We start from the raw sequence: 20,852 nt of genomic DNA, 5'->3' as shown, positions 1-20,852 counted from the left end.
TTAGCGCATCAGCACTAGCTCTTCGGCCATGGTCGGGTGCAGCGCAACCGTGTCGTCGAAGTCCTTCTTCTTGAGCTTTGCCTTCACGGCGATCGCCGCCGCCTGGAGGATCTCCGGCGCGTCGGGACCGATCATGTGGATCCCGACGACCTCATCGGTGCCCTCGTCGACAACGATCTTGTAGAGCGACCGCTCGTTGCGGCCGGCGAGCACATTCTTCATCGCCCGGAAGTCGGACGTATAGGTCTTCACCGCGCCCAGCTTGTTGCGCGCCGCCCCTTCGGTAAGCCCGACCCCGGCCAGCGGCGGATGGCTGAACACTGCGGAGGGAATGCAGCCGTAATCCACGCGGGTCGGCTTGTTGCCGAAGAAATTGTCGGCGAACGCATGGCCTTCGCGGATCGCGATCGGCGTCAGCTGCACGCGGTCCGTGACGTCGCCGATCGCGAAGATCGAAGGCACGGAGGTGCGGTTGTGCTCATCGACCTTGATCTTGCCGCGGTCGGCGATTTCCACGCCGACATCCCCTAGACCCAAGCCTTCGACGTTGGGCCGGCGGCCCGTCGCGAACAGCACCTGGTCGGCCTGAAGGTCGTCGCAACCGGTCATTGAAACATGGAGGCCGCCGTCGCGGTGCTCGATGCGGTTGATCATCGCGTTGAACTTGAAGTCGATGCCCTTGCGGACGCTGATCTGCATCAGCCGGTCGACGATCTGCTGGTCGTAGTGGCGCAGCAGAACGTCAGTCCGGTTGACCAGGGTGACATGGCTGCCGAACTCGTTGAACACGCCGGCGAATTCGTTGGCGATATAGCCGCCGCCGACGATCACGATCCGCTTCGGAAGCTCTTCGAGGTGAAACACGTCGTTCGAGCTGATCGCATGCTCGACGCCCTCGAGGTCCGGCATCACCGGACGCGCCCCGGTCGCGATCAGGATCTTGTCCGCCGTGACTTCCTTCCCGCTCGCGAGCCGCACCGAGTTCGGGCCGGTAACCACCGCCCGCTCGTGGAAGATCGTCACGTCGTGATTGGTCAGCGTGCCGGTATAGGCCTCTTCGAGCCGGCAGACTTCGGCGAGCACATTGTCGCGCAGCACCGGCCAGTCGAATCGTTTCTCCGGAACGTCCCAGCCGAACATCGCCGCGTCGTTCAGATCCTCGGCGAAGTGGGCGCCGTAGACGAGCAGCTTCTTCGGCACGCAGCCGCGGATGACGCAGGTGCCGCCGACTTTATATTCCTCGGCAATGGCGACGCGCGCGCCATAGCCCGACGCGATGCGCGAGGCGCGCACGCCGCCGGAACCGGCACCAATTACGAACAGGTCGAAGTCGGCCATCAGACGCCAGCCCTTTCCATGAGCGCGCGCGTGGAGGGGTCGAGCGACGCTCCGTCCGCACCCTCCGCAAGCTGCCGCGCGATGTCCTTGCCAAGCTCGACCCCGAACTGGTCGAACGGGTTGATGCCGAGCAGCACGGCGTTGGCGAAAGTCCGGTGCTCGTAGAAAGAGATCAGCGCACCGAGCGCCCGCGCGTCCAGCCGCTCGAGGAGGATCGTCGCGCTCGGGCGATTGCCTGCATAGCTGCGCTGCGGATCGTCGCTCTTGCGCCCGGCCATCAGCGCCGCGCCCTGCGCAAAGGCGTTGAGCAGCAACATGCGGTGATGCTCCGGGTCCTGCGCGTCGTCGTCTTCGGTCACTGCCACGAACTCTACGGGCGCGACGATCGTGCCCTGATGGAGCAACTGGAAAACGGCATGCTGCGCGTCGGTGCCGGTCCCGCCCCAGGTGACGGGCGCTGTCGGAAACTCGGGTATCTTGCCGTCCGTCGTCACGGACTTGCCGTTCGATTCCATCTCCAGCTGCTGGAGATAGAAGGGCAAGAGCCGCAGCCGCTCGTCATAGGCGAAGACCGCACGCGTCTGACAGCCGAAGCGCTCGACGTAGAGCCGGTCGGCGAAAGCCGCGATCAGCGGGACATTCTCCGCTGGTTCGGCGAAGCGGAAGTGGCGGTCCATTTCGGCAGCGCCTTCCAGCAGCTCCTCGAACGCGTCCCAGCCGAGCGCAAGGGCCGCGCTCAGTCCGACCGAGCTCCACAGGGAATAGCGGCCGCCGACGCCCTCGCCGAACTGGAGGATGCGGCTCTCGTCGACGCCCTGATCGAGCGCTGCCTCGGGCTTGGCGGTCAAGGCGATTATCTGCCCGTCAGGATCGGCCACGCCTGCGTCGCGCAGCCATTGCCGCGCGGCTTCCAGGTTCGTGAGGCTCTCGAGGGTCGAAAAAGTCTTCGATGCAACGACCACGAGCGTCGTTGCCGGGTCGAGCGGCTCCACCGCCTCGTCGAACGCGGCGCCATCGATGTTCGACAGGAAGCGAACATTGAGGGTCGACCGCCGCCTGCCAAGCGCGTCGACGAGCAATGCCGGGCCGAGCACCGAACCGCCGATGCCGATGTGGAGGATGCCCGTCAGCTGCCCGAACGCGCCGCCTTCAATTGCGTCGACAAGCGCGCGCATCCGCTGCCGTCGTGCTGTCGCGAGATCCACGTCCTCCGGCGCGCCGCTGCCGCGTTCCGCGACATGGGTGGCGGGCCGCCCTTCGCTCGGGTTGACGATCTCGCCGGCAAACAGCGCCTCGCGCGCGGCGTCGAAGCCCATCCGCTCGGCGCGGCCCGTGAACTCGGCGATCAGCTCGCCGTCCAGGTGAGTCTTGGCCCAGTCGAAATGAATTCCGCCGACATCGAAGCTGAGGCGGCTGAGCCGGTCCGGCTCCTGGCTGAAGAGCTGCTCGAGCGTCCGCTGCTGTTCCTGAGGCATGGCGGCGACATAGTGGAGCGGGTCGCAAATGCCACCCCGGCTTGACCTCAGCTTCCGCCGCGCCAATCAGCGGAGCCGATGAGCTCCCCCGCCGATCCCGAAGCCTCGCAGCCCGAAGACAAGCCCGAGAGCGCCTGGAGCCTAGCCCGCTTCATCCTGCTGCTGATGCTTGCCGCCTGGGCGTTCCGCAGCCTCGTCATCCAGCCGTTCAGCATCCCGTCGGGATCGATGCTGCCGACGCTCTACATCGGCGATTATCTCGCAGTCGCGAAATGGCCCTACGGCTATTCGCGCTACAGCTTTCCCTTCGAATTCCCCCCGATCGAGGGCCGCATCCTCGGCAGGCTGCCGGAGCGCGGCGATGTGGTCGTCTTTCGCCATCCGGTTGCCGATAACGACCTAATCAAGCGCGTAATCGCGCTGCCCGGCGATACCGTCGCGGTCAGCGGCGGCGAACTGATCCTCAATGGCAAGCGCGTCGCGCGACGCGAGCTGCCGCCGGTCCGCGTTGCCGTGTCGCCGAACAGCCCCTGCCGAACCGTGCCGCCCGCCGAACCGGTCGTGCGCAACGACACCGGCCGGCCGTCATGCGTCTACCCGGCCTATCTCGAAACGCTGCCGGGCGGGCCGTCCTACACGGTGCTCGACCAGGTGGGCGGCGGCCCGGCCGACGACTTCCAGCCGGTGCGCGTGCCCGCCGGCCGTGTCTTCCTGATGGGCGACAATCGCGACGACAGTCTCGACAGCCGCTTTGCCACGGCGGTCGGCGGCATCGGCATGGTTCCGGTAGACCATCTGATCGGCCGCGCGACGATCACCTTCTGGTCGACCGACGGCGGCGCTTCCTACGTGAAGCCCTGGACCTGGTTCAGTGCGCTGCGCTCCGAGCGCATCGGCAATGGCTACACCGGAGCCGCGGAGTGAAGCCCGACGTCGGCAAGTTCGTGCTCGAGCAGCTCGGCTACGAGCCCAAGCAGTTACGGCTGTTCGAGACGGCATTGACCCACAAGAGCGTCGGCAGCGGCGAGGATTATGAGCGGCTGGAGTTCTTGGGCGACCGCGTGCTCGGTCACGTCATCGCGCGCGCCTTGTACGACCGCCACCCTAACGAGCCCGAAGGATACCTCTCGCGCCGCTACAATGTGCTGGTCGCGCGCGAGACCTGTGCCGAGATTGGGCGGGAGCTCGGTCTCCCGGCAGTCATTCACCTCGGCAAGCAAGCGCGGGAAGACGGCGCCAGCCAAAGCGACAATGTCATCGGCGACGTCGTTGAGGCGCTGATCGGTGCGCTGTTGATCGACGGCGGCTTCGAAGCCGCACAAGCATTCGTGTCCCGCATCTGGGAGCCGCACCTCGCCGAACAGCGCAAGGCCCCGAAGCACCCCAAGTCGGCCTTGCAAGAACTGGCCGCCGCCCGCGACTGCAAGCCGCCAGTCTACGAAGTTGTCGGCCGCACCGGTGCCCATCATGCGCCGAGGTTCACCATCCGAGTCTCCGTTCCGGGTCTCGGCGAAGCTAGCGCTGAAGGCACCAGCAAGCAGGAAGCGGAAACCGAAGCCGCCACCGCGCTGTTGGACCAGCTCTCCCCTGCCCTTCAGGGGAGGGTAGGGGTGGGGAATGACTGAACACACCCACCCCAGCGCTTCGCGCCACCCCTCCCTTGAAAGGGAGGGGAGCACACGAGCCGGCTTCGTCGCCGTGATCGGCGCCCCCAACGCCGGCAAGTCCACGCTCGTCAATGCCCTCGTCGGGCAGAAGGTAGCGATCATCAGCGACAAGCCGCAGACGACCCGGACTCGGCTCATGGGCATCGCTCTTCACGAAAGCGCGCAGATCCTGCTCGTCGACACGCCCGGCATCTTCGAGCCGCGCCGCCGGCTCGATCGCGCGATGGTCGCCGCCGCCTGGACCGGTGCACAGGACGCCGACCTGATCCTTTTCGTCATCGACGCCGCAGCCGGTCTGAAGCCGGAGGTCGAGCGGATCATCGCCGCTCTGGGCGAGCGGCAGCACCCGCTGTTCCTCGTCCTCAACAAGGTCGACCTCGCCAACAAGGGCGCGCTTCTCGGCCTTTCGTCGGAGCTCAGCCAGCGGCTCGAACCGGATCACATCTTCATGGTCAGTGCCGCGACTGGCGACGGCGTGGCGGATCTCAAGTCCGCGCTGGCGAGCGCGATGCCGGAAGGTCCGTGGCTCTTCCCCGAGGACGAAGTCTCCGACGCCACCGACCGGATGATCGCCGCCGAGCTGACGCGTGAGCAGGTCGTCAACCAGCTTCACCAGGAGCTGCCTTACGCGACCGCAGTCGAGACCGAGACCTGGGAAGATGGCCAGGACGGCTCGACGACCATCCGCCAGCAGATCCTCGTCGCGCGCGACAGCCAGAAGGCGATCGTCATCGGTAAGGGCGGCCGCCGCCTCAAGGCCATCGGCGCAGCCGCCCGCGCAGAAATCGCGCAGCACCTCGGCCGGCCCGTCCACCTGTTCCTTCATGTGAAGGTCAATCCGCGCTGGGACGAGGACCGCGGCCTGTACCGCGAGATCGGCCTCGAGTGGGCGGACTAGCTTCCTAACAGCTCGTCGACCCAGGCCGGCACCAGCGTGCCGGCGGGGCCGGTGCGGCTCTCGTCGAAGAAGATGCTGCCGAGGCTCGGCTCCAGGTTCATCTCCAGAGTCCGCGCGCCGCAATAGCGGGCCGTCTGCACGAATCCGGCGGCCGGGTAGACGGCGCCCGACGTGCCGATGGACACGAACAGGTCGCAGGCGTGAAGCGCCTCCTCGATCCGGTCCATGGCGTAGGGCATCTCCCCGAACCAGACGATGTCCGGGCGCACAGTCCCGCTGGTCCCGCAGCTCGGGCATGCCGCGCCCTCGCCCATCGGCCCTTGCCAGGCGAAACGCTCGTCGCAGCCAAGGCACCAGCCCTTCTTGAGCTCGCCATGCATGTGGATCAGCCGCTTCGACCCGGCCCGCTCGTGCAAGTCGTCGACATTCTGCGTCACCAGAAGAAACTCGCCAAGCCATTCGGCATCCAGCCGTGCCAGCGCTTCATGCGCGGCATTCGGCTCGACAGTCCCGAGTTTCGCCCGCCGCGCGTCGTAGAAAGCGTGCACCAGCGCGGGATCGCGGGCGAAGGCTTCGGGGGTCGCGACGTCCTCGACACGATGACCTTCCCAGAGGCCGTCCGGCCCGCGGAACGTGGCTACTCCGCTCTCGGCGGAAACGCCGGCACCTGTCAGCACGACGATATTTCTGATGTCGGGGTTCAAGCTGGAAACCTTTGCCCTAAGGAGTTGTTGACATGATTGTCAGCAGCAATCAGGCTAGCCGTCATGGAGCGCACCATGTTCCGCCATCCGATCGGGATCGCCGCCGACGACATCGACCATATGGGGCACGTCAACAACAGCGTGTACCTCAAATGGGTTCAGGATGCGGTCGTGCGCTATTGGGAGAAAGTCGCACCGGCCGAGGCGGTCTGCGCCCACCTGTGGGTCGCGCTGAAGCATGAGATCAGCTACCGGCGCCCGACCTTCCTCGAAGACAGCGTTGTTGCCGACGTCATTGCCGAGCGGGTCCAGGGCGCTCGCGCCGTCTTCACCACCGTGATCCGGCGTGGCGAGGAGGTTCTTGCCGAAGTCCAGAGCGTCTGGTGCTGCCTCGACGCAGCGACCCGCCGGCCCGCCCGCCTTGCTCGGGACGTCGTCGCTCGCTTCCTTCCCGAGGATGGATCCACGCGCCCGTAGCGCTTCGCGCGCCGCTCGGGCACAAGCGCGTCCATGACGATCCGCGTCGGCATCGGTGGCTGGACCTACCCGGACTGGCGCAAGAACTTCTATCCCGACGGCCTGCCGCACTCGAAAGAGCTCGAATATGCCGCGGCCCAGCTCGGCACGATCGAGATCAACTCGACCTTCTACGGCCGCCAGAAGCCGGCGAGCTGGCAGGCGTGGGAGAAAACCGTGCCCGACGGCTTTCAGTTCGCAATCAAGGGCTCCCGCTTTTGCGTGTCGCGCAAGAACATCGGCGACGGCGCTGAAGGATTGCAGAACTTCTTCGCGCAAGGCTTCGAAGCGCTCGGCCCGAAGCTCGGACCGATCCTCTGGCAGTTCCTGCCGCGGCGGAAGTTCGACGTCGACGATATCGCCCGCTTCTTCGACCTGCTCCCGGAAAAGCTCGGCAGCCTGAAGCTCCGCCACGCGATCGAGCCGCGCGACGAAAGCTTTCGAGACGACAAGTTCTTCGACCTCTGCCGCGCCCGGAACATCGCCGTCGTTCACGAGGATGCCGACGATTACCCGCTGATCGAGGCGGACACGGCCGACTTTGCCTACGCCCGTCTTCAGCGCATGCGCTCCGACGTCCCGACTGGCTATGAAGAGCCCGAGCTCGACCGCTTCGCGAAGCTTGCCCGCAAGTGGAGCCGCGCCGGCCGTGACACCTATGTGTACCTGATCAATGGCGCCAAGGAGCGCGCGCCCGCAGCCGCGCTGGCGCTGCAGGAGCGGCTTCGCTAGTCAGCCGCGATGCGCACTGACGACCAGCCCATCCGTATCAGCCTGTTCGCGCCCGAAGGCCGCATGGGCCAGGCGATCGCCACCGCCGTGGCCGAAGACGCTTCTTTCGAACTGGACCAGGACCATGGCGACGTGCTCGTCGACTTTTCCGCGCCCGGAGCGCTCGAGCAGAGCCTGGACCGCGCCATGTCCGCCAGCATCCCGATCCTGATCGGCACTACCGGCCTTGATGAATCTGCCGACGAGCGGATCTTCTCGGCCGCCCGCCAGATTCCCGTGCTCAGAGCGGCGAACACCTCGCTTGGAGTCGCCTTGCTCGCCGACCTGGTCGAGCGCGCCGCGGCGGTGCTCGGTCCCAACTGGGATGTCGAGGTCGCCGAAACCCACCATCGCATGAAGGCCGACGCGCCTTCAGGCACCGCGCTGCTCCTCGGCGAAGCGGCGGCGAAGGGCCGCGGCACCGCGCTGAAGGCGGAGCGCGGCCGCGACGGCACCGGCCTCAAGCGGGCTCGCGGCGCGATCGGCTTCGCCTCGATGCGCGGCGGCAGCGTCGCCGGCGACCATGACGTCTTTTTCCTTGGCCAGGACGAGCGGCTGATCCTCTCCCACCGGTCGGAGAACCGCATGATCTTCGCGCGCGGCGCGCTCGCCGCCGCCCGCTTCCTCGTCGGCAAATCGCCCGGCCTCTATTCGATGCGGGACGTGATCGGCGCGCACGGAAGCTGATCGTTGAAGCGCGACGAGGTCTTCGAATTCTTCCGTCGGCTCGCGGAAGCCAATCCGGCCCCGCAGGGCGAGCTTGAATATACCAACCCCTACACCTTGCTGGTGGCGGTAGTCCTCTCGGCGCAGGCGACCGACGTCAGCGTCAACATCGCCTGCCGTCCGCTGTTCAAGCGGATCGCGACGCCGCAGGACATGGTCGACCTCGGCGAAGACTCGCTTCGCAACGCGATCAAGACCATCGGCCTGTTCAACACCAAGGCGAAGAACGTCATCGCGCTCAGCCAGGCGCTGATCGAGCGCTTCGGCGGCGAAGTCCCGCAGACCCGCGAAGAGCTGCAGACTCTCCCGGGAGTAGGCCGCAAGACCGCCAATGTCGTGCTCGGCACCGCCTTCGGCCACGAGACGTTCGCCGTCGACACCCATGTGTTCCGCGTCAGCAACCGCACCGGCCTCGCGCCCGGCAGGACCGTCGATGAGGTCGAGGCCAAGCTCGAGAAAATCGTCCCTCAGCCCTTCCGCCGCGACGCGCACCAATGGTTGATCCTTCACGGCCGCTACACGTGCAAGGCGCGGCTGCCGGAATGCTGGCGCTGCCCGGTGATCGACCTCTGCCGTTACAAGCCCAAGACGCCGCCACCCGAAGAGCGGGCGAAAGCTAAACCCAGCGCCGCTCGAACCGGGAGCCGAGCGTCGTCAACAGCTCGTATTGCGAAAGGCCGGACTGCTCCGAAGCCGACGGCAGGTCGTAGTCGATCTCGACCCAATCCCCTTCCCTGAGTTCGGGCGCCGCATCGACGTCGATCGCGATCAGGTCCATCGACACGCGGCCGAGCACTGGCAGCGCATATTCGCCCGCGAAGGCGCAGCCGCGCGACGAGAAGCCACGAAGATAGCCGTCGGCATAGCCGATGTTGAGGATGGCAGCCTCGGTATCCTCGTGGGCGATGAAGGTCGCGCCATAGCCGCAACTCTCCCCCGCGGGGATCGTCCGCCGCTGCACGATCTGCGCTTCGAGGCGGGCGACCTGCCGGATGTTGCCCTTCGCCTCGTCCCGCTGGACGCCGCCGTAAAGCGAGATCCCGGGGCGCACGAGGTCGAAGCTATAGTCGCGGCCAAGCGAGATGCCGGCGCTGTTCGCCAGGCTGTACCGCACGGCCGGCACCGCCGATACCACCGCCCGGAAGCGCTCCAGCTGCATGCCGTTCATCACACTGTCCTCATCCGCGCAGGCGAGATGGCTGTGCAGCGTATTGATCCTTAGGCCGTCGAGCAGCGCAATCTGTGTCGGCCTCAGGCCTAGCCGGTTCATGCCGGTATCGACCATGACGTCGCAGGGGCGATCCGGCGCAATCTCTTTCCAGCGGGCAATCTGCTCGACGCTGTTGAGGCACGGGCGTGCACTCGACTGCAGGGCTGTCGCGATATCCTCGCCACCCACCCCATGGAGGATCACCAGGCTGGCACCGTTCGGTAGGCTTCCGAGCGCCTCGGCTTCGGCCCAGGTGGAGACGAAAAAGTCGCGGCAGCCCACCTCCGCCAGCGTGTCCACCGTCTCGCGAGCGCCGATCCCGTAACCGTTTGCCTTCACCGCTGCCCCGGCGGCTACGCCGGCCTGTTCCTGCAACCAGCGCCAGTTCGCCTGAACGGCGGAGCGGTCGATGGTCAGGCGCAGCGGGCGGTGCATGGCCGCGCCCTAACGCCCACGCTTTGTGGGGTCGAGCGGCTTTAGAACAGGCGGCCGCCGTTCGGCACTTGCGTCGAGGGGCCGACCAGCACGACCTCGCCGCCTGCGTCCGGAAAGCCGAGCGTCAGGACTTCCGACATGAACGGGCCGATTTGCCGCGGCGGGAAATTGACGACTGCCGCCACCTGCCGCCCGACAAGCTCTTCGAGGCTGTAGTGGCTGGTGATCTGGGCCGAGCTGCGCTTGGTCCCGATCGTCAGTCCGAAATCGATGGTCAGCTTGTAGGCCGGCTTGCGGGCCTCCGGAAACGGCTCCGCGGCAATAATCGTGCCGACGCGGACATCCACTTTCAGGAACTCGTCAAAGCTGATCGGCGCTTCGGCGGGCGCCTTGGGGTCATGTGAAGCGTGCATTGCGCGTCCCAGAGTCTGTCTGCGATGCCGCGCTAGAATGCCACCAGGCTTCGGACAAGCCGAAGGGCGCAGCAGGTGCGCCGCGCCCTTCGCTGTGGTGCTCGCGATTAGCGAGCGGCGATGACGATCGAACCGTGGACAGCGCGGCTTGCCACGAGCGCGGCAGACCTGGCGCGGGCGTCCGCAATCACATCATGAAGGCACTGGCGAGCGTCATTCTTGCCGGCGACGTCGGTGTCGGACGCGCTGCCGCACACCTCGGCGGCAGCATTGGCGATGCGGCGGTCGAGCGCGCGCTTGCCCGCTTCGCTGTTGAGGTCGAGGTCCGCGGTGCGGACGACGCTGACGTTCAACTCGGTTACCGGCTCGGCGAGCGCGGGAACGCCCTTGAGCAACGCTGCAGTGGCGAGCGCGGAAATGGCGACGATCTTGAGAGCCTGTTTCATGTCGAACTCCTGTTCTCGAGTACGACCGTCCAGATATTCCGCTTTTTCGTTGAAGGGCAGCAACGAGTCCGTGCTATCATTCTGCAGATTCGCAGAATGCCCGCGGAAGCTGGAGCCTTTAGTCTGACGATGATGTTCGACTGGAACGACTTGCGCTACTTCGTGGCCGTCGCGCGCGAAGGCAGCACGCTCGCCGCCGCGCGCATGATGCGCGTCAGCCAGACGACCGTCGCTCGGCGTATCGCCGCGTTCGAGGACCAGATCGGCTATCCCCTCTTCGACAAGCGCCAGGCTGGCTACGCGCTGACTCCCGCCGGCGAGGCGCTGCTCGGCCGCGCGGAAGATGTCGAACGGAGCGCCTCCGCCTTCTCCGAAGCCGCGCTTGCGCAGGGCCGTCAGCGCGCGGGCACGGTCCGCATCACCACCGAGGAGATTTACGCGACCGCCTTGCTCGCCCCGATCCTCCCCGAATTGCACCAGCTTCATCCGGAGATCCGGATCGAGCTCGACACGTCCCAGATCGTCCGCGACCTCGGCGCCGGCGAAGCCGACGTTTCCCTTCGCAGCACAAGCGTGGCGCAGCCCGCCGGCGTCGTCGGGCGGCAGTTGTGCATCGACGATTGGGCGCTCTACTGCAGCCGCGATTATGCGGCGAAACATGGCGCGCCGACCAGCCTTGAGGACCTTCGCAACCATCCGATCATCGGCGGCGGCGGCGGCAATCTCTGGCGTCACTACCAGGCTTGGCTCCAGGCCCTCGGCCTCGAGGAGCAGGTGGCGATGCACCATGCGACTTCCGGCGGCCTGTTGGCCGGCGTGCGCTCAGGCTTCGGCGTCGCGGTCCTTCCCTGCATCGTCGCCGATGGCGATCCGGAGCTTATCCAGTGTCTTCCGCCCAGGACGGAGCATGGCCGGGTGCTCTGGCTGTTCACCCATGAGCGCGTTCGCCACAGCGTCCCGGTCCGCACGGTGCTCGACTTCATCTACGATCACCTGCGCCGCCACATCCTGATGCTGGAGCAGAAAGCAGCCGCCTGAACGCGAAGCTGCCCCGCCCGCTTATCGCGGACGAGGCAGCCCTCGCTGGCTCTGAACTAATTAGCGGGCGGCTGCGACCCGCATCGAAGCGTTGGCGTCACGCCCGTAGATGTCGTCCACATAGGCAAGCTGGCCGCCACGCGCCTGCGCCGTCAGGTAGGTCAAATAGATCGGCACCGGCGTTGGAAGCTGCACATGCTGCTCCGGAGCGTCCGATGCAGCCTGCGGCCTGCGGCCGTCGAACATCCACCGCGCGAGCCGGTCGGCATCCTCGAGCCGGACGCAGCCATGGCTGACGCCACGGTCATCCTGCGCGAAGAGTGCCTTCGACGGCGTGTCGTGCAGATAGATGTCCTGCGAGTTCGGGAAGCCGATCTTCATCCGGCCCATCGAATTGGCCGGCCCGGGAAGCTGCCGGACGCGAACCTGCAGCGTCCCATCGGCAACCGCTTTCCAGTCGACGGTCGACGGATCGAGCACGCGATTGTCGTTCGGATCGGCCGGCATCACCTGGTAGCCACGCTCCGTCAGATAGCTGACGCCCTGCTGGAGCACATTCTTCGCGGTAAGCGAGCGGACCATCTCGCCGCCCACGTGCCAATAAGGGTTGAGCGTAGCATAATAGATGGTGCTGGCCATCATCGGCGTTTCGGTCTCCGCGCCGGGCTTGCCGACGACGACCTTCATCGAGTCTGCAATCCGGCCGTCCTCGATCATGTAGAGGCGCGCCGAAGCGGCATCGACCATCACATATTTGCCGTGCGCCGGCGCTTCGCGGACACGGTCGAGGCTGGCGAGCACGCGTCCGTCGACGGATCCGTTCGCCTGCATTTCCGCCCAAGCCGCATCGCGCAGCTGCGCGTAGAGCGGGTTCACCTGCGAGATGCTGCGCACATGGCTAAGCAGCGACGGCGCAGAAGCCGTGACGGACAGGATCTGCGCGGCCGATTGCGTCCTCGGCGTCACCGCCGGATCCCCGTAGATCATGCCGCTCGAGGGGCGCTGCAGCTTCTGGACATAGCTGACCCAGGCGACCGTCAGCAGCCGGTCGGCTGCCCTGAGCGCTTCGATGTCGCCCGCCTGCGCGCGCGTCATCAGGGTCTGGGCATGCGCCGCAAGCGCCGGGCCGCTGGCATAGCCGTCGAGCGTCGCGCGCTCGAGCACGCCCAACAGCTCACGCGCAGCGCCGCTGTCGGCACCGCTGCGCAGCCACAAAGGAGAACCGCCGCGGCTTGCATAGAAAGCGTCGACGGCCTGCTCCGCCGACGGCGAAACTTGAATGGCCGCACTTGGGAGCCCAGGGCTCGTGGCGGCGTTTGCGGGCAATGCGATGCCCATCAGCGCCGCACAAGCGGCGCCGGCGATCCAGCGAGTTTTCACGTTCAAAAACCTTGTAAATTCAGTTCTTGCCGCCTCAACGCGGGAGGAATGGAAGAGGTTCAAAAAAACTGTTGACAATGCTGGCGAGAACGTTCCGCGGCTGAACCGTTGTTCAGAAACGGCCGCGCGACTCGAGTCGCTGGGACTAAGCCACAGCACTGCTGGCGTGCTGTATTGACACTATAATACAGTAGGTCTACTCTCCCCGGCAATTAACGGGAGGATAGGCATGTACAGTCAGCAAGAGCTCGACGACGCAGTCGCGTCGGGAGCGATTAGCCAGGACGCGGCCAATGCGCTTCGCGCGCACATCGAACGGCAGCGCTCAACGGCAATTCCGGATGAAGAGCAGTTCAGGCTCATCACCGGCTTCAACGACATCTTCGTCTCGATTGCCGCGGCGATCCTGCTGTTCGCGGTCGGTTGGATCGGCCAATGGGTGGGCCAGCACAGCGGCCTCACCTTGGACGTCGATGGACCCTCGCCCCTCGCGCCGCTCGCAGTCGCCGCCACGGCCTGGCCGCTGGCGCTGTTCTTCACGAAGCGCCGGCGCATGGCGCTGCCATCGATCCTGCTGCTGATCGCTTTCATTATCGGCGTGTTCGGCACCGCGATAACCAGCATCGCCATCGCGATCGGACCGGATCAGCTGGACAACAACAACGTCCTTGCCGGCGTCATCCTGGCCGTCTCGGCAGCGATCAGCGCCGCCGCGGCCCACCTTCACTGGTCGACGTTCCGCGTACCCATCACCGTGGCAGTCGGCGCCGGCGCGGCAGCCGCGATCGTCATCGGCATCGTCATCGCCGCGCTCGGCCAGGACCTCGACCAGTCGCGCAACCTGATCCTCGGCTTCGTCCTGCTGCTCGGCGTCGGCATGTTCCTGTTCGCCATGTGGTGGGATTCGTCCGACCGCGGCCGCCTCACCCGGCGGAGCGACGTCGCCTTCTGGCTTCACCTGCTGGCAGCGCCGATGATCGTCCATCCGATCTTCACCCTGCTTGGACTGACCGGCGGGCACGTCGGCGTCGGCGAAGGCCTGGCGGTGGTCGGCCTTTACATCGCGCTCGGCCTCACCGCGCTTGCAGTCGACCGTCGCGCGCTGCTGGTTTCAGCCTTGGCCTACGTGCTGTTCGCGCTGCAGCAGCTGTTCCGCGAATTTGGGGCGGTCGAGCTGAACGTCGCGCTCACCGCGCTCGTGATCGGCTCCGGCCTGCTGCTCCTGTCGGCCTTCTGGCACCAGGCCCGCGCCGCGATCGTCGGCCCCCTGCCGGCCAGCCTGCGCGATCGGCTTCCGCTGCTCGACCGGACTGCCGTCAGCCAACCAGCCGCATGAGCCGGCGCTCGAGCGGGGCCATGACCGAACTCAGGTCGTGGCCCCGCTTGAGCACGGCACCATGTTCGCTCACCAATGCAAACGCCCCCTGCTTCAGCCGAAGCGCGGGGCGTTTCTCTATGCGGATCTCCGGCCGCTCCGTGTGGCGGCGGTAAGCGGCGAACACCGCGACGTCGGCATCGATCCGCAGCGCATAATCGCGCCAATGGCCAGCGGCGACCATGCGGCCGTAAAGGTCCATGATCCGCGTCAGCTCCTTGCGATCGAAGGTCGCGACCGGGCGCCGCTCCCATTCTCGCGGGAACGGCGTGACAACGCTCAACGGCCGGCGCTCCTTATCCCTGGTTCGGCCCTCAAGCGCTCTTCACCTTAGGCTGCGGCTGCCGCGTCGCCCTGACGGCCTTAAGCTCGGCGCGAAGGGCTGCAAGCTCATCCTCCAGCTCGACCAGCTTGGCTCGTACAGGGTCGAGGTCCTCGCCGCACGGCGTGCCGTAGGGCATGAAGCCGGGGCTATAGTGGACGACGTCGACCGGTACCGGCTTGGCGGGGATGCCGACCACGGTCTGGCCGGGCGCGACGTCCTTGGTCACCACCGAGTTCGCGCCGATCTTGGCGCCGTCCCCGACCTCGATCGGACCGAGTACCTGCGCACCAGAGCCGATCACCACGCCGTTGCCGATGGTCGGATGGCGCTTGCCGCCGACGCCGGTCGTCGGGTTGGTGCCGCCAAGCGTCACGTGCTGGTAAATGGTCACGTCCTCGCCGATGGTCGCGCTCTCGCCGATGACGCTGAAGCCATGGTCGAGGAAGAAGCGCTTCCCGATCGTCGCGCCAGGATGAATGTCGATCGACGTGAGGAACCGCGACAGATGATTGACCAGGCGCGCGAGGAAGGTGAGCTTCCCTTCCCATAGCCAGTGCGCGATGCGATGCAGGCCGAGCGCCAGCACACCGGGATAGAAGAGGACATCCCAGCGCGAGCGCGCTGCCGGATCCCGCGATTTGACGGAATCGAGATAGGCGATCAGGCCCGATTGCAACGTAACACCTCTAGCCGTTTCAATCCGCAATCTATGTCTGAGGGCGGTCAATTACCAGATCGTTCAAACCGCGGATCTCACCGCCCTTGCCGTGAGGGCCGGGCTCGGCCAAATGGCGCCGACAACAGGTTGGGAGCCAAGCCATCGTCCCGGAAATGCTGACGGATCCGTCGGCGCTCCTACCATTCCTGCTCATTGGCTTTGCGGCGCAGCTCGTCGACGGCGCGCTCGGCATGGCCTATGGCCAGATCTCGAGCACGCTGTTGATCAGCATGGGCGTGCCCCCCGCGGCCGCGTCTGCCGGGGTCCATACGGCGGAAACCTTCACCACTGCGGTTTCGGGCATCAGCCATGTCGCGCACCGCAACGTCGACTGGAAGCTGTTCTTCCGCATCGCCATCCCTGGCGTCATCGGCGGCGTGCTCGGCGCATACGTCCTGACGCAGGTCGACGCCGGCACCGCCAAGCCGATCGTCCTCGCTTACCTCACCGCGCTCGGCGTCTATCTTTTCTACCGTGGCATCATGCACCGCCACACCGAGAAGACACCGAAGGTCGTGTCGCCGCTCGGCCTCGTCGGCGGCTTCCTGGACGCTGCGGGCGGCGGCGGCTGGGGCGCCATCGTCACTTCCAACCTGCTGGTTCAGGGCAGCAACCCCAGGAAGACGATCGGCACGGTTAACACTGCCGAGTTCTTCCTTACCGTGACGATTTCCCTGACCTTCCTCGCGGCGCTGGGCTGGGAGGCGTTCACGATCGCCACCTTGGGCTTGCTGATCGGCGGCGTCCTTGCCGCACCCTTCGGCGCGTTCATCGCCAAGCGCGTCAATCCCGACACGCTGCTGACCTTCGTCGGCGCCTTGGTGACGGTGACCAGCGTCTACGGACTTTATCGCGCGCTCGCCTAAAGGCGCCGAGCGCCGGACAGTCAGAGGGTGGCGTGAACCGTCGCGAGCGCCTTCATCACCGCGGCGACCCGCACCGCCGCCTGAATGGCATCGGGCTTGACCCCATGCTCCAGGAGCACGCGCTCGTGGCTGTCGATGCACATGCCGCAGCCGTTCATCGCTGACACTGCCAGGCTGAACAGCTCGAATTCTTCCTTGGCGATCCCATGGCTGCCGATGAAGTTCATCCGCAGCCGCGCCGGCATCTTGCCATACTCTGGGTTCGCGACGAGGTGGACGAAGCGGTAATAGACATTGTTCATCGCCATCACGGCGGCCGCGCCGCGCGCCGCATTGGCGAGTTGGTCGGGAATCTTGCCCGCGACTTCCGCCTCGGCGGCTTCGACCAGCGGCTTGTATCCGGAGCCATGGGCACAGGCGAGCAGCAGCGACAGCTTGCGCTCCTCACCCATCAGCTGGTCGCTGAGGATCGATCCGAGGTTGAGGCGGATGTCCTTCGCATAATCGGGAAGCACTTCAGCAAATTGCTTGAGCGACATGGGGGCAAAACTCCGTTGAAGGCATGAAAAAAGGGGCGGGCCTGGGGAAGCCCGCCCCTTGGTCACAGCCGGCTAGGGGAAGCACCGGCTGCGAACCCTGCGGCTCGCTGCCGCGGGTGGACCTCGTTAAGCGGCGGGCTTCAGCACCTCTTCGCCGGCCGTCCAGTTGCAAGGGCACAGCTCGTCGGTCTGCAGCGCGTCGAGGACGCGCAGCGTCTCCGCCGGATTGCGGCCGACGTTGAGGCCGTTGACAGTCACGTGCTGGATGACGTTGTCCGGATCGATGATGAAGGTCGCGCGGAACGCCACGCCTTCATTGCGGTCGATGATCCCGAGCGCTTCCGCCAGTTCCTTCTTGTTGTCGGCAATCCACGGGAAGTCCGCATTGGCCAGCTGCTCGTCCGAGCGGCGCCACGCGAAGTGGACGTGGCTCGTGTCCGTCGACGCACCGATCAGCTCGGCGTCGCGGTCTTCGAAATCCTGCTTCAGCTCGCCATAACCGACGATCTCGGTCGGGCAGACGAAGGTGAAGTCCTTCGGCCAATAGAAGAGCACCTTCCACTTGCCGTTGGTCTGGCCGAGGTCGATCGTCTCGTCCGCCGGCAACGCCGAGGTGCCCTGCTGGACCGGAAGTTTCAGTTCGGGAAGCTTGTCACCAACGGTAAGCATTCGATCTCCTCTTGTGTGATCTTGCACTGCAATATGCAGCTGTTGCGTTGCAGCATCTATGGAGCTGGCCCCAATCGTTCAAGTGCATTAAGCCTGCCGAACTGATTGGAATTTTCGATTAGCATGATCGTGCACCTGCCAACGCTCAAACAGCTGCAATATCTCGTCGCCTTGCGTGAGCACGGTCACTTTGGCCGGGCGGCCGATGCCTGCTTCGTCACTCAATCGACACTGTCCGCCGGACTGCGCGAGCTCGAAACATTGCTCGGCGTCATCCTGGTCGAGCGGACGCGGCGGGTGGTGCGCTTCACCGCTCTGGGGGAGAAGGTCGCCGACAAGGCGACCCGGGTGCTTCGCGAGGCGGAGGAGCTTGCCGCCATCGCCGGCGCCGAAGGCCAGCCGCTGCACGGCGAGCTTCGTCTCGGCGTTATCCCCACGATCGCGCCGTTCCTGCTCCCGACCATGCTTCCGCGGCTTCGCGCCGAATGGCCGAGCCTCAAGCTCTACCTTCGCGAGGAGACCAGCCAGGCTGCGTGCGAGGCGCTTCACCGGGGACAGCTCGATTGCGTGCTGCTCGCCCTGCCCTTCTCATGCGGCGAAGTGGATTCCGCGGCGCTGTTCGACGACCCTTTGTTCGTCGCTTACCCGCCTGGCGAAGCGCCGGACAACGGAACTGTCGATGTCAGTGCCATCGACGAGCAAAGGATGCTGCTGCTGGAGGACGGGCATTGCCTGAAGGACCATGCGCTGTCCGCCTGTAACCGCCCGGAGCTGCGGGCCCATGCGGCGATGATGGGAACGTCGCTCCACACGCTCGTCCAGATGGTGGATAACGGTCTTGGGGTAACCTTCGTCCCCGGCATGGCGATCGACGCCGGCATCCTCGAGGGCACCGGAGTCGACGCCCGACCCCTCGATTCAGAGCACAACTACCGCCGCATCGCGCTCATTTGGCGCAGGTCGAGCCCGCGCGAGGGCGAGTTCCGGATGCTGGCGACGACACTGTCGCGGATCGTCGCCGAGCTTCATTCCGAGGATCTGGCAGCCGCTTAGGAGCTTGCCGCCCGTCCCGCCGTACCGTTGCGGTCGAGGTCGAAGCGGTCGGCGTTCATCACCTTTACCCAGGCCTTGACGAAGTCGCGCACGAACTTCTCCTCGCACCCGCGTTCGGCATAGACTTCGGCCGTTGCGCGGAGCTGGCTGTTCGACCCGAAGATCAGGTCCGTCCGCGTTGCCCGCCACTTCTCGGTCCGGCCTTCCCGGGTGTAGCCGAAGAATTCTTCGTCGCTCGACGCGTCCTCCAGCTCCCAGAAGGTGTCGTTGTCGAGCAGGTTGACGAAGAAGTCGTTGGTCAGCTGCCCCTTGCGATCGGTGAACACGCCTTCCGGCGCGTCCTTATAGTTGGCGCCGAGCACGCGAAGTCCGCCCAGAAGCACCGTCATCTCCGGCCCCGAAAGCCCGAGCAGCGACGCTTTGTCGAGCAGCAGCTCCTCGGTCTTGACGCTCTGCTGCGTCTTCAGGAAGTTGCGGAAGCCATCGGCCTGCGGCTCCATCCACACGAAGCTCTCGACGTCGGTCCACTCCTGCGTCGCGTCGCCGCGGCCGCCAGTGAACGGCACTTCGATCGCATAGCCGCCGTCGCGAGCCGCCTTCTCGACCGCCGCCGAACCGGCGAGCACGATCGCGTCGGCCAGCGACATCGACCCGCGCAGCTCGTTCAACTTATCGAGGACCATGGCGAGCTCTTCAGGCTCGTTGACCGTCCAGCTCCGCTGCGGCTCGAGCGCGATGCGCGCGCCGTTGGCGCCGCCGCGATGGTCCGACTTGCGATAGGTGGAGGCCGACGCCCAGGCTGTCTTGACCAGCTGCGACACGGTCAGGCCGCTGTCGAGCACCTTGCTCTTGAACGCCGCGATGTCGGCGTCCGATGGCACGGTGCCTTCCGGCACCGGGTCCTGCCAGATCAGCGTCTCTTCGGGGATTTCCGGCCCGAGGTAGCGGATCTTCGGACCCATGTCGCGATGAGTGAGCTTGAACCAGGCGCGGGCGAAAGCGTCGTCGAGCGCCGCCTGATCGTCCTTGAAGCGAAGCGAGATCTCGCGGAACTCCGGATCCATCTTCAGCGCCATGTCGGCGGTGGTCATCATCGTTGGCACGCGCTTCGACGGATCGCGGGCGTCGGGGGCCAGGTCTTCCGGATCGGGGTTGATCGGCGTCCACTGCTTGGCGCCCGCCGGGCTTTCGACGAGCTCGTAATCATATTTGAAAAGCAGCCGGAAATAATCGCCGCCCCACTTGGTCGGGTTGTTCGACCACGCGCCTTCGATGCCGGAGGTCGTGATGTTGCCCGTCCGGATTTGTTCGTCGTCGGTCAGCCACCCAAGTCCTTGAAGGTGGATCGCCTCCGACGCCGGATCCTTGCCGAAGCTTTCGGCGGGCTTGGCGCCATGCGCCTTGCCGAAGGCGTGGCCGCCGGCGGTCAGGGCGACCGTCTCTTCGGAATTCATCGCCATGCGCAGGAAGGTCGCCTTCATGTCGCGCGCGGACATTAGCGGATCGGGGTTGCCGCCGGGACCTTCCGGATTGACGTAGATGAGGCCCATCTGGATCGCGGCCAGCGGCCCTTCCAGCTCGGGCAGGTCCTCGCTGATGCGGGTCTTTGCGCCCTGGTTGACCCAGATTTCCTCGGCGCCCCAGAAGGTGTCGCCTTCGGACTGGTAGACGTCCTTGCGACCAGCGCCGAAGCCGAACACCGGCCCGCCCATGCTCTCGATCGCGACATTGCCGGCGAGAATGAACAGGTCGGCCCAACTGATCGAGGGGCCGTACTTCCGCTTGATCGGCCACAGCAGCCGCCGGGCCTTGTCGAGGTTGCCGTTGTCGGGCCACGAGTTGAGCGGTTCGAACCTTTGCTGCCCGCTCGAGGCGCCGCCGCGGCCGTCGGTCACCCGATAGGTGCCGGCTGCGTGCCAGGCCATGCGGATCATGAAGGGCCCATAATGCCCGTAATCGGCCGGCCACCACGGCTGGCTGTCCGTCATCAAGGCGTGAAGGTCGTTCTTCAGCGCCTGATAGTCGAGCTTCTTGAACGCTTCGGCATAGTCGAAATCGGGACCCATCGGGTCCGGCGAGACGCCATGCTGGTGGAGCATGTCGACGGGGAGCGCCTCGGGCCACCAATCCTTGTTGGTCCTGCCGAGCAGCGAACGAACCCTGGCGCCCTTCATCGGGCAACCGCCCATCTCACCCGTCTTTGCGTCCACTGCTCGCCTCCATGCTGATGGTTTGAGGAAGACGGTAGGAGGCGCGTTGGCGCCCGGGAAACAAGTTGATTGCGTCAGTG

The 20,852-nt window shown here is 65.8% G+C and carries 22 protein-coding genes and 1 pseudogene; 11 read left to right on the top strand and 12 right to left on the bottom strand.

Going from position 1 to position 20,852, the window contains the following annotated elements; translation table 11 throughout:
• Entirely contained in the window at positions 1-1,338 is a 1,338-nt protein-coding gene (gene gorA / locus VIL42_09005) for a glutathione-disulfide reductase (protein ID HEY8592983.1), read from the bottom strand.
• Positions 1,338-2,813 (bottom strand): glucose-6-phosphate isomerase, encoded by a 1,476-nt coding sequence (pgi, locus tag VIL42_09000; protein ID HEY8592982.1) that lies wholly within the window; start codon positions 2,811-2,813, stop codon positions 1,338-1,340. The genes gorA and pgi overlap by 1 nt, the downstream gene beginning before the upstream one ends.
• A 78-nt stretch (positions 2,814-2,891) precedes the next feature.
• Here pgi and lepB point away from each other — a divergent pair, with 78 nt between their 5' ends.
• From lepB to era, 3 genes are read left to right on the top strand one after another with little or no spacing between them, the layout of a single operon-like run.
• Positions 2,892-3,737, top strand: a complete 846-nt coding sequence (gene lepB / locus VIL42_08995; GenBank protein ID HEY8592981.1) for a signal peptidase I — start codon at positions 2,892-2,894, stop codon at positions 3,735-3,737.
• Positions 3,734-4,438 (top strand): ribonuclease III, encoded by a 705-nt coding sequence (rnc, locus tag VIL42_08990; protein ID HEY8592980.1) that lies wholly within the window; start codon positions 3,734-3,736, stop codon positions 4,436-4,438. The genes lepB and rnc overlap by 4 nt, the downstream gene beginning before the upstream one ends.
• On the top strand, positions 4,431-5,378 hold the full coding sequence (era, locus tag VIL42_08985) for a GTPase Era (protein ID HEY8592979.1): 948 nt from the start codon (positions 4,431-4,433) through the stop codon (positions 5,376-5,378). Before rnc ends, era begins: the two co-directional genes overlap by 8 nt.
• Here the strand turns inward: era and VIL42_08980 are convergent.
• Positions 5,375-6,082, bottom strand: coding sequence for an NAD-dependent deacylase (locus tag VIL42_08980; GenBank protein HEY8592978.1), 708 nt, complete (start codon positions 6,080-6,082; stop codon positions 5,375-5,377). The genes era and VIL42_08980 overlap by 4 nt on opposite strands.
• Positions 6,083-6,157: 75 nt before the next feature.
• Between VIL42_08980 and VIL42_08975 the strand changes: the two genes are divergently transcribed.
• From VIL42_08975 to nth, 4 genes are read left to right on the top strand one after another with little or no spacing between them, the layout of a single operon-like run.
• Positions 6,158-6,559, top strand: a complete 402-nt coding sequence (locus tag VIL42_08975; GenBank protein HEY8592977.1) for a thioesterase family protein — start codon at positions 6,158-6,160, stop codon at positions 6,557-6,559.
• Positions 6,560-6,592: 33 nt separating this feature from the next.
• A complete protein-coding gene (locus VIL42_08970) occupies positions 6,593-7,330 on the top strand; it encodes a DUF72 domain-containing protein (protein ID HEY8592976.1) in 738 nt (245 codons plus the stop codon).
• Between the two features lie 9 nt (positions 7,331-7,339).
• Positions 7,340-8,056 carry a 4-hydroxy-tetrahydrodipicolinate reductase gene (gene dapB, locus VIL42_08965; GenBank protein ID HEY8592975.1) on the top strand — a complete coding sequence of 239 codons (717 nt, stop codon included), beginning with the start codon at positions 7,340-7,342 and terminating at the stop codon, positions 8,054-8,056.
• 3 nt (positions 8,057-8,059) lie between these two features.
• Positions 8,060-8,833 (top strand): endonuclease III, encoded by a 774-nt coding sequence (gene nth / locus VIL42_08960; GenBank protein ID HEY8592974.1) that lies wholly within the window; start codon positions 8,060-8,062, stop codon positions 8,831-8,833.
• On the opposite strand, the pseudogene alr reads toward nth, so the two are convergent.
• The 3 genes and pseudogenes from alr to VIL42_08945 form a co-directional block, all read right to left on the bottom strand.
• Positions 8,718-9,740: pseudogene (alr, locus tag VIL42_08955) on the bottom strand (alanine racemase). The gene nth and the pseudogene alr sit on opposite strands and share 116 nt — an antisense overlap.
• A 41-nt stretch (positions 9,741-9,781) precedes the next feature.
• Positions 9,782-10,153, bottom strand: coding sequence for a tRNA-binding protein (locus VIL42_08950; protein HEY8592973.1), 372 nt, complete (start codon positions 10,151-10,153; stop codon positions 9,782-9,784).
• Positions 10,154-10,260: 107 nt separating this feature from the next.
• Positions 10,261-10,599, bottom strand: a complete 339-nt coding sequence (locus VIL42_08945; GenBank protein ID HEY8592972.1) for a UrcA family protein — start codon at positions 10,597-10,599, stop codon at positions 10,261-10,263.
• 129 nt (positions 10,600-10,728) lie between these two features.
• Here VIL42_08945 and VIL42_08940 point away from each other — a divergent pair, with 129 nt between their 5' ends.
• Positions 10,729-11,637 carry a LysR family transcriptional regulator gene (locus tag VIL42_08940; protein HEY8592971.1) on the top strand — a complete coding sequence of 303 codons (909 nt, stop codon included), beginning with the start codon at positions 10,729-10,731 and terminating at the stop codon, positions 11,635-11,637.
• 60 nt (positions 11,638-11,697) lie between these two features.
• Here VIL42_08940 and VIL42_08935 read toward each other — a convergent pair whose 3' ends face one another.
• On the bottom strand, positions 11,698-13,017 hold the full coding sequence (locus tag VIL42_08935; GenBank protein ID HEY8592970.1) for a L,D-transpeptidase family protein: 1,320 nt from the start codon (positions 13,015-13,017) through the stop codon (positions 11,698-11,700).
• 229 nt (positions 13,018-13,246) lie between these two features.
• On the opposite strand from VIL42_08935, the gene VIL42_08930 reads away from it, so the two are divergent.
• Positions 13,247-14,353, top strand: a complete 1,107-nt coding sequence (locus VIL42_08930; protein HEY8592969.1) for a hypothetical protein — start codon at positions 13,247-13,249, stop codon at positions 14,351-14,353.
• Here the strand turns inward: VIL42_08930 and VIL42_08925 are convergent.
• Complete coding sequence (locus VIL42_08925) at positions 14,334-14,675, bottom strand: DUF2794 domain-containing protein (GenBank protein ID HEY8592968.1); 342 nt, start codon at positions 14,673-14,675, stop codon at positions 14,334-14,336. The two genes, VIL42_08930 and VIL42_08925, sit on opposite strands and share 20 nt — an antisense overlap.
• A 31-nt stretch (positions 14,676-14,706) precedes the next feature.
• Entirely contained in the window at positions 14,707-15,393 is a 687-nt protein-coding gene (gene cysE, locus VIL42_08920; GenBank protein ID HEY8592967.1) for a serine O-acetyltransferase, read from the bottom strand.
• Between the two features lie 155 nt (positions 15,394-15,548).
• Between cysE and VIL42_08915 the strand changes: the two genes are divergently transcribed.
• Positions 15,549-16,301 (top strand): sulfite exporter TauE/SafE family protein, encoded by a 753-nt coding sequence (locus tag VIL42_08915; protein HEY8592966.1) that lies wholly within the window; start codon positions 15,549-15,551, stop codon positions 16,299-16,301.
• A 20-nt stretch (positions 16,302-16,321) separates the two neighbouring features.
• Here the strand turns inward: VIL42_08915 and VIL42_08910 are convergent, their stop codons facing one another.
• On the bottom strand, positions 16,322-16,840 hold the full coding sequence (locus VIL42_08910) for a carboxymuconolactone decarboxylase family protein (GenBank protein ID HEY8592965.1): 519 nt from the start codon (positions 16,838-16,840) through the stop codon (positions 16,322-16,324).
• A 126-nt stretch (positions 16,841-16,966) separates the two neighbouring features.
• On the bottom strand, positions 16,967-17,509 hold the full coding sequence (locus tag VIL42_08905) for a peroxiredoxin (protein ID HEY8592964.1): 543 nt from the start codon (positions 17,507-17,509) through the stop codon (positions 16,967-16,969).
• A 123-nt stretch (positions 17,510-17,632) separates the two neighbouring features.
• Here VIL42_08905 and VIL42_08900 point away from each other — a divergent pair, with 123 nt between their 5' ends.
• The gene (locus VIL42_08900; GenBank protein HEY8592963.1) at positions 17,633-18,562 is read left to right on the top strand and encodes a hydrogen peroxide-inducible genes activator; all 930 of its coding nucleotides are present in this window, start codon (positions 17,633-17,635) and stop codon (positions 18,560-18,562) included.
• Here VIL42_08900 and katG read toward each other — a convergent pair.
• Positions 18,559-20,751, bottom strand: coding sequence for a catalase/peroxidase HPI (gene katG, locus VIL42_08895; GenBank protein HEY8592962.1), 2,193 nt, complete (start codon positions 20,749-20,751; stop codon positions 18,559-18,561). The two genes, VIL42_08900 and katG, sit on opposite strands and share 4 nt — an antisense overlap.
• Between the last annotated feature and the right edge of the window lie 101 nt (positions 20,752-20,852).

The sequence above is a fragment of the Sphingomicrobium sp. genome (assembly GCA_036563485.1).
Lineage (GTDB): Bacteria > Pseudomonadota > Alphaproteobacteria > Sphingomonadales > Sphingomonadaceae > Sphingomicrobium.
This window is presented reverse-complemented; position numbering and strand designations above follow the sequence as displayed.

Excerpts from the sequence above, each read along its gene's own strand:
- VIL42_08915 (HEY8592966.1), top strand. The coding sequence starts at position 15,549 with ATGCTGACGGATCCGTCGGCGCTCCTACCATTCCTGCTCATTGGCTTT.
- VIL42_08910 (HEY8592965.1), bottom strand. The coding sequence starts at position 16,840 with ATGTCGCTCAAGCAATTTGCTGAAGTGCTTCCCGATTATGCGAAGGAC.
- VIL42_08940 (HEY8592971.1), top strand. The coding sequence starts at position 10,729 with ATGATGTTCGACTGGAACGACTTGCGCTACTTCGTGGCCGTCGCGCGC.
- katG (HEY8592962.1), bottom strand. The coding sequence starts at position 20,751 with ATGGGCGGTTGCCCGATGAAGGGCGCCAGGGTTCGTTCGCTGCTCGGC.
- VIL42_08975 (HEY8592977.1), top strand. The coding sequence starts at position 6,158 with ATGTTCCGCCATCCGATCGGGATCGCCGCCGACGACATCGACCATATG.
- lepB (HEY8592981.1), top strand. The coding sequence starts at position 2,892 with ATGAGCTCCCCCGCCGATCCCGAAGCCTCGCAGCCCGAAGACAAGCCC.
- VIL42_08970 (HEY8592976.1), top strand. The coding sequence starts at position 6,593 with ATGACGATCCGCGTCGGCATCGGTGGCTGGACCTACCCGGACTGGCGC.
- era (HEY8592979.1), top strand. The coding sequence starts at position 4,431 with ATGACTGAACACACCCACCCCAGCGCTTCGCGCCACCCCTCCCTTGAA.
- dapB (HEY8592975.1), top strand. The coding sequence starts at position 7,340 with ATGCGCACTGACGACCAGCCCATCCGTATCAGCCTGTTCGCGCCCGAA.
- VIL42_08900 (HEY8592963.1), top strand. The coding sequence starts at position 17,633 with ATGATCGTGCACCTGCCAACGCTCAAACAGCTGCAATATCTCGTCGCC.
- pgi (HEY8592982.1), bottom strand. The coding sequence starts at position 2,813 with ATGCCTCAGGAACAGCAGCGGACGCTCGAGCAGCTCTTCAGCCAGGAG.
- gorA (HEY8592983.1), bottom strand. The coding sequence starts at position 1,338 with ATGGCCGACTTCGACCTGTTCGTAATTGGTGCCGGTTCCGGCGGCGTG.
- VIL42_08930 (HEY8592969.1), top strand. The coding sequence starts at position 13,247 with ATGTACAGTCAGCAAGAGCTCGACGACGCAGTCGCGTCGGGAGCGATT.
- VIL42_08950 (HEY8592973.1), bottom strand. The coding sequence starts at position 10,153 with ATGCACGCTTCACATGACCCCAAGGCGCCCGCCGAAGCGCCGATCAGC.
- VIL42_08905 (HEY8592964.1), bottom strand. The coding sequence starts at position 17,509 with ATGCTTACCGTTGGTGACAAGCTTCCCGAACTGAAACTTCCGGTCCAG.
- VIL42_08945 (HEY8592972.1), bottom strand. The coding sequence starts at position 10,599 with ATGAAACAGGCTCTCAAGATCGTCGCCATTTCCGCGCTCGCCACTGCA.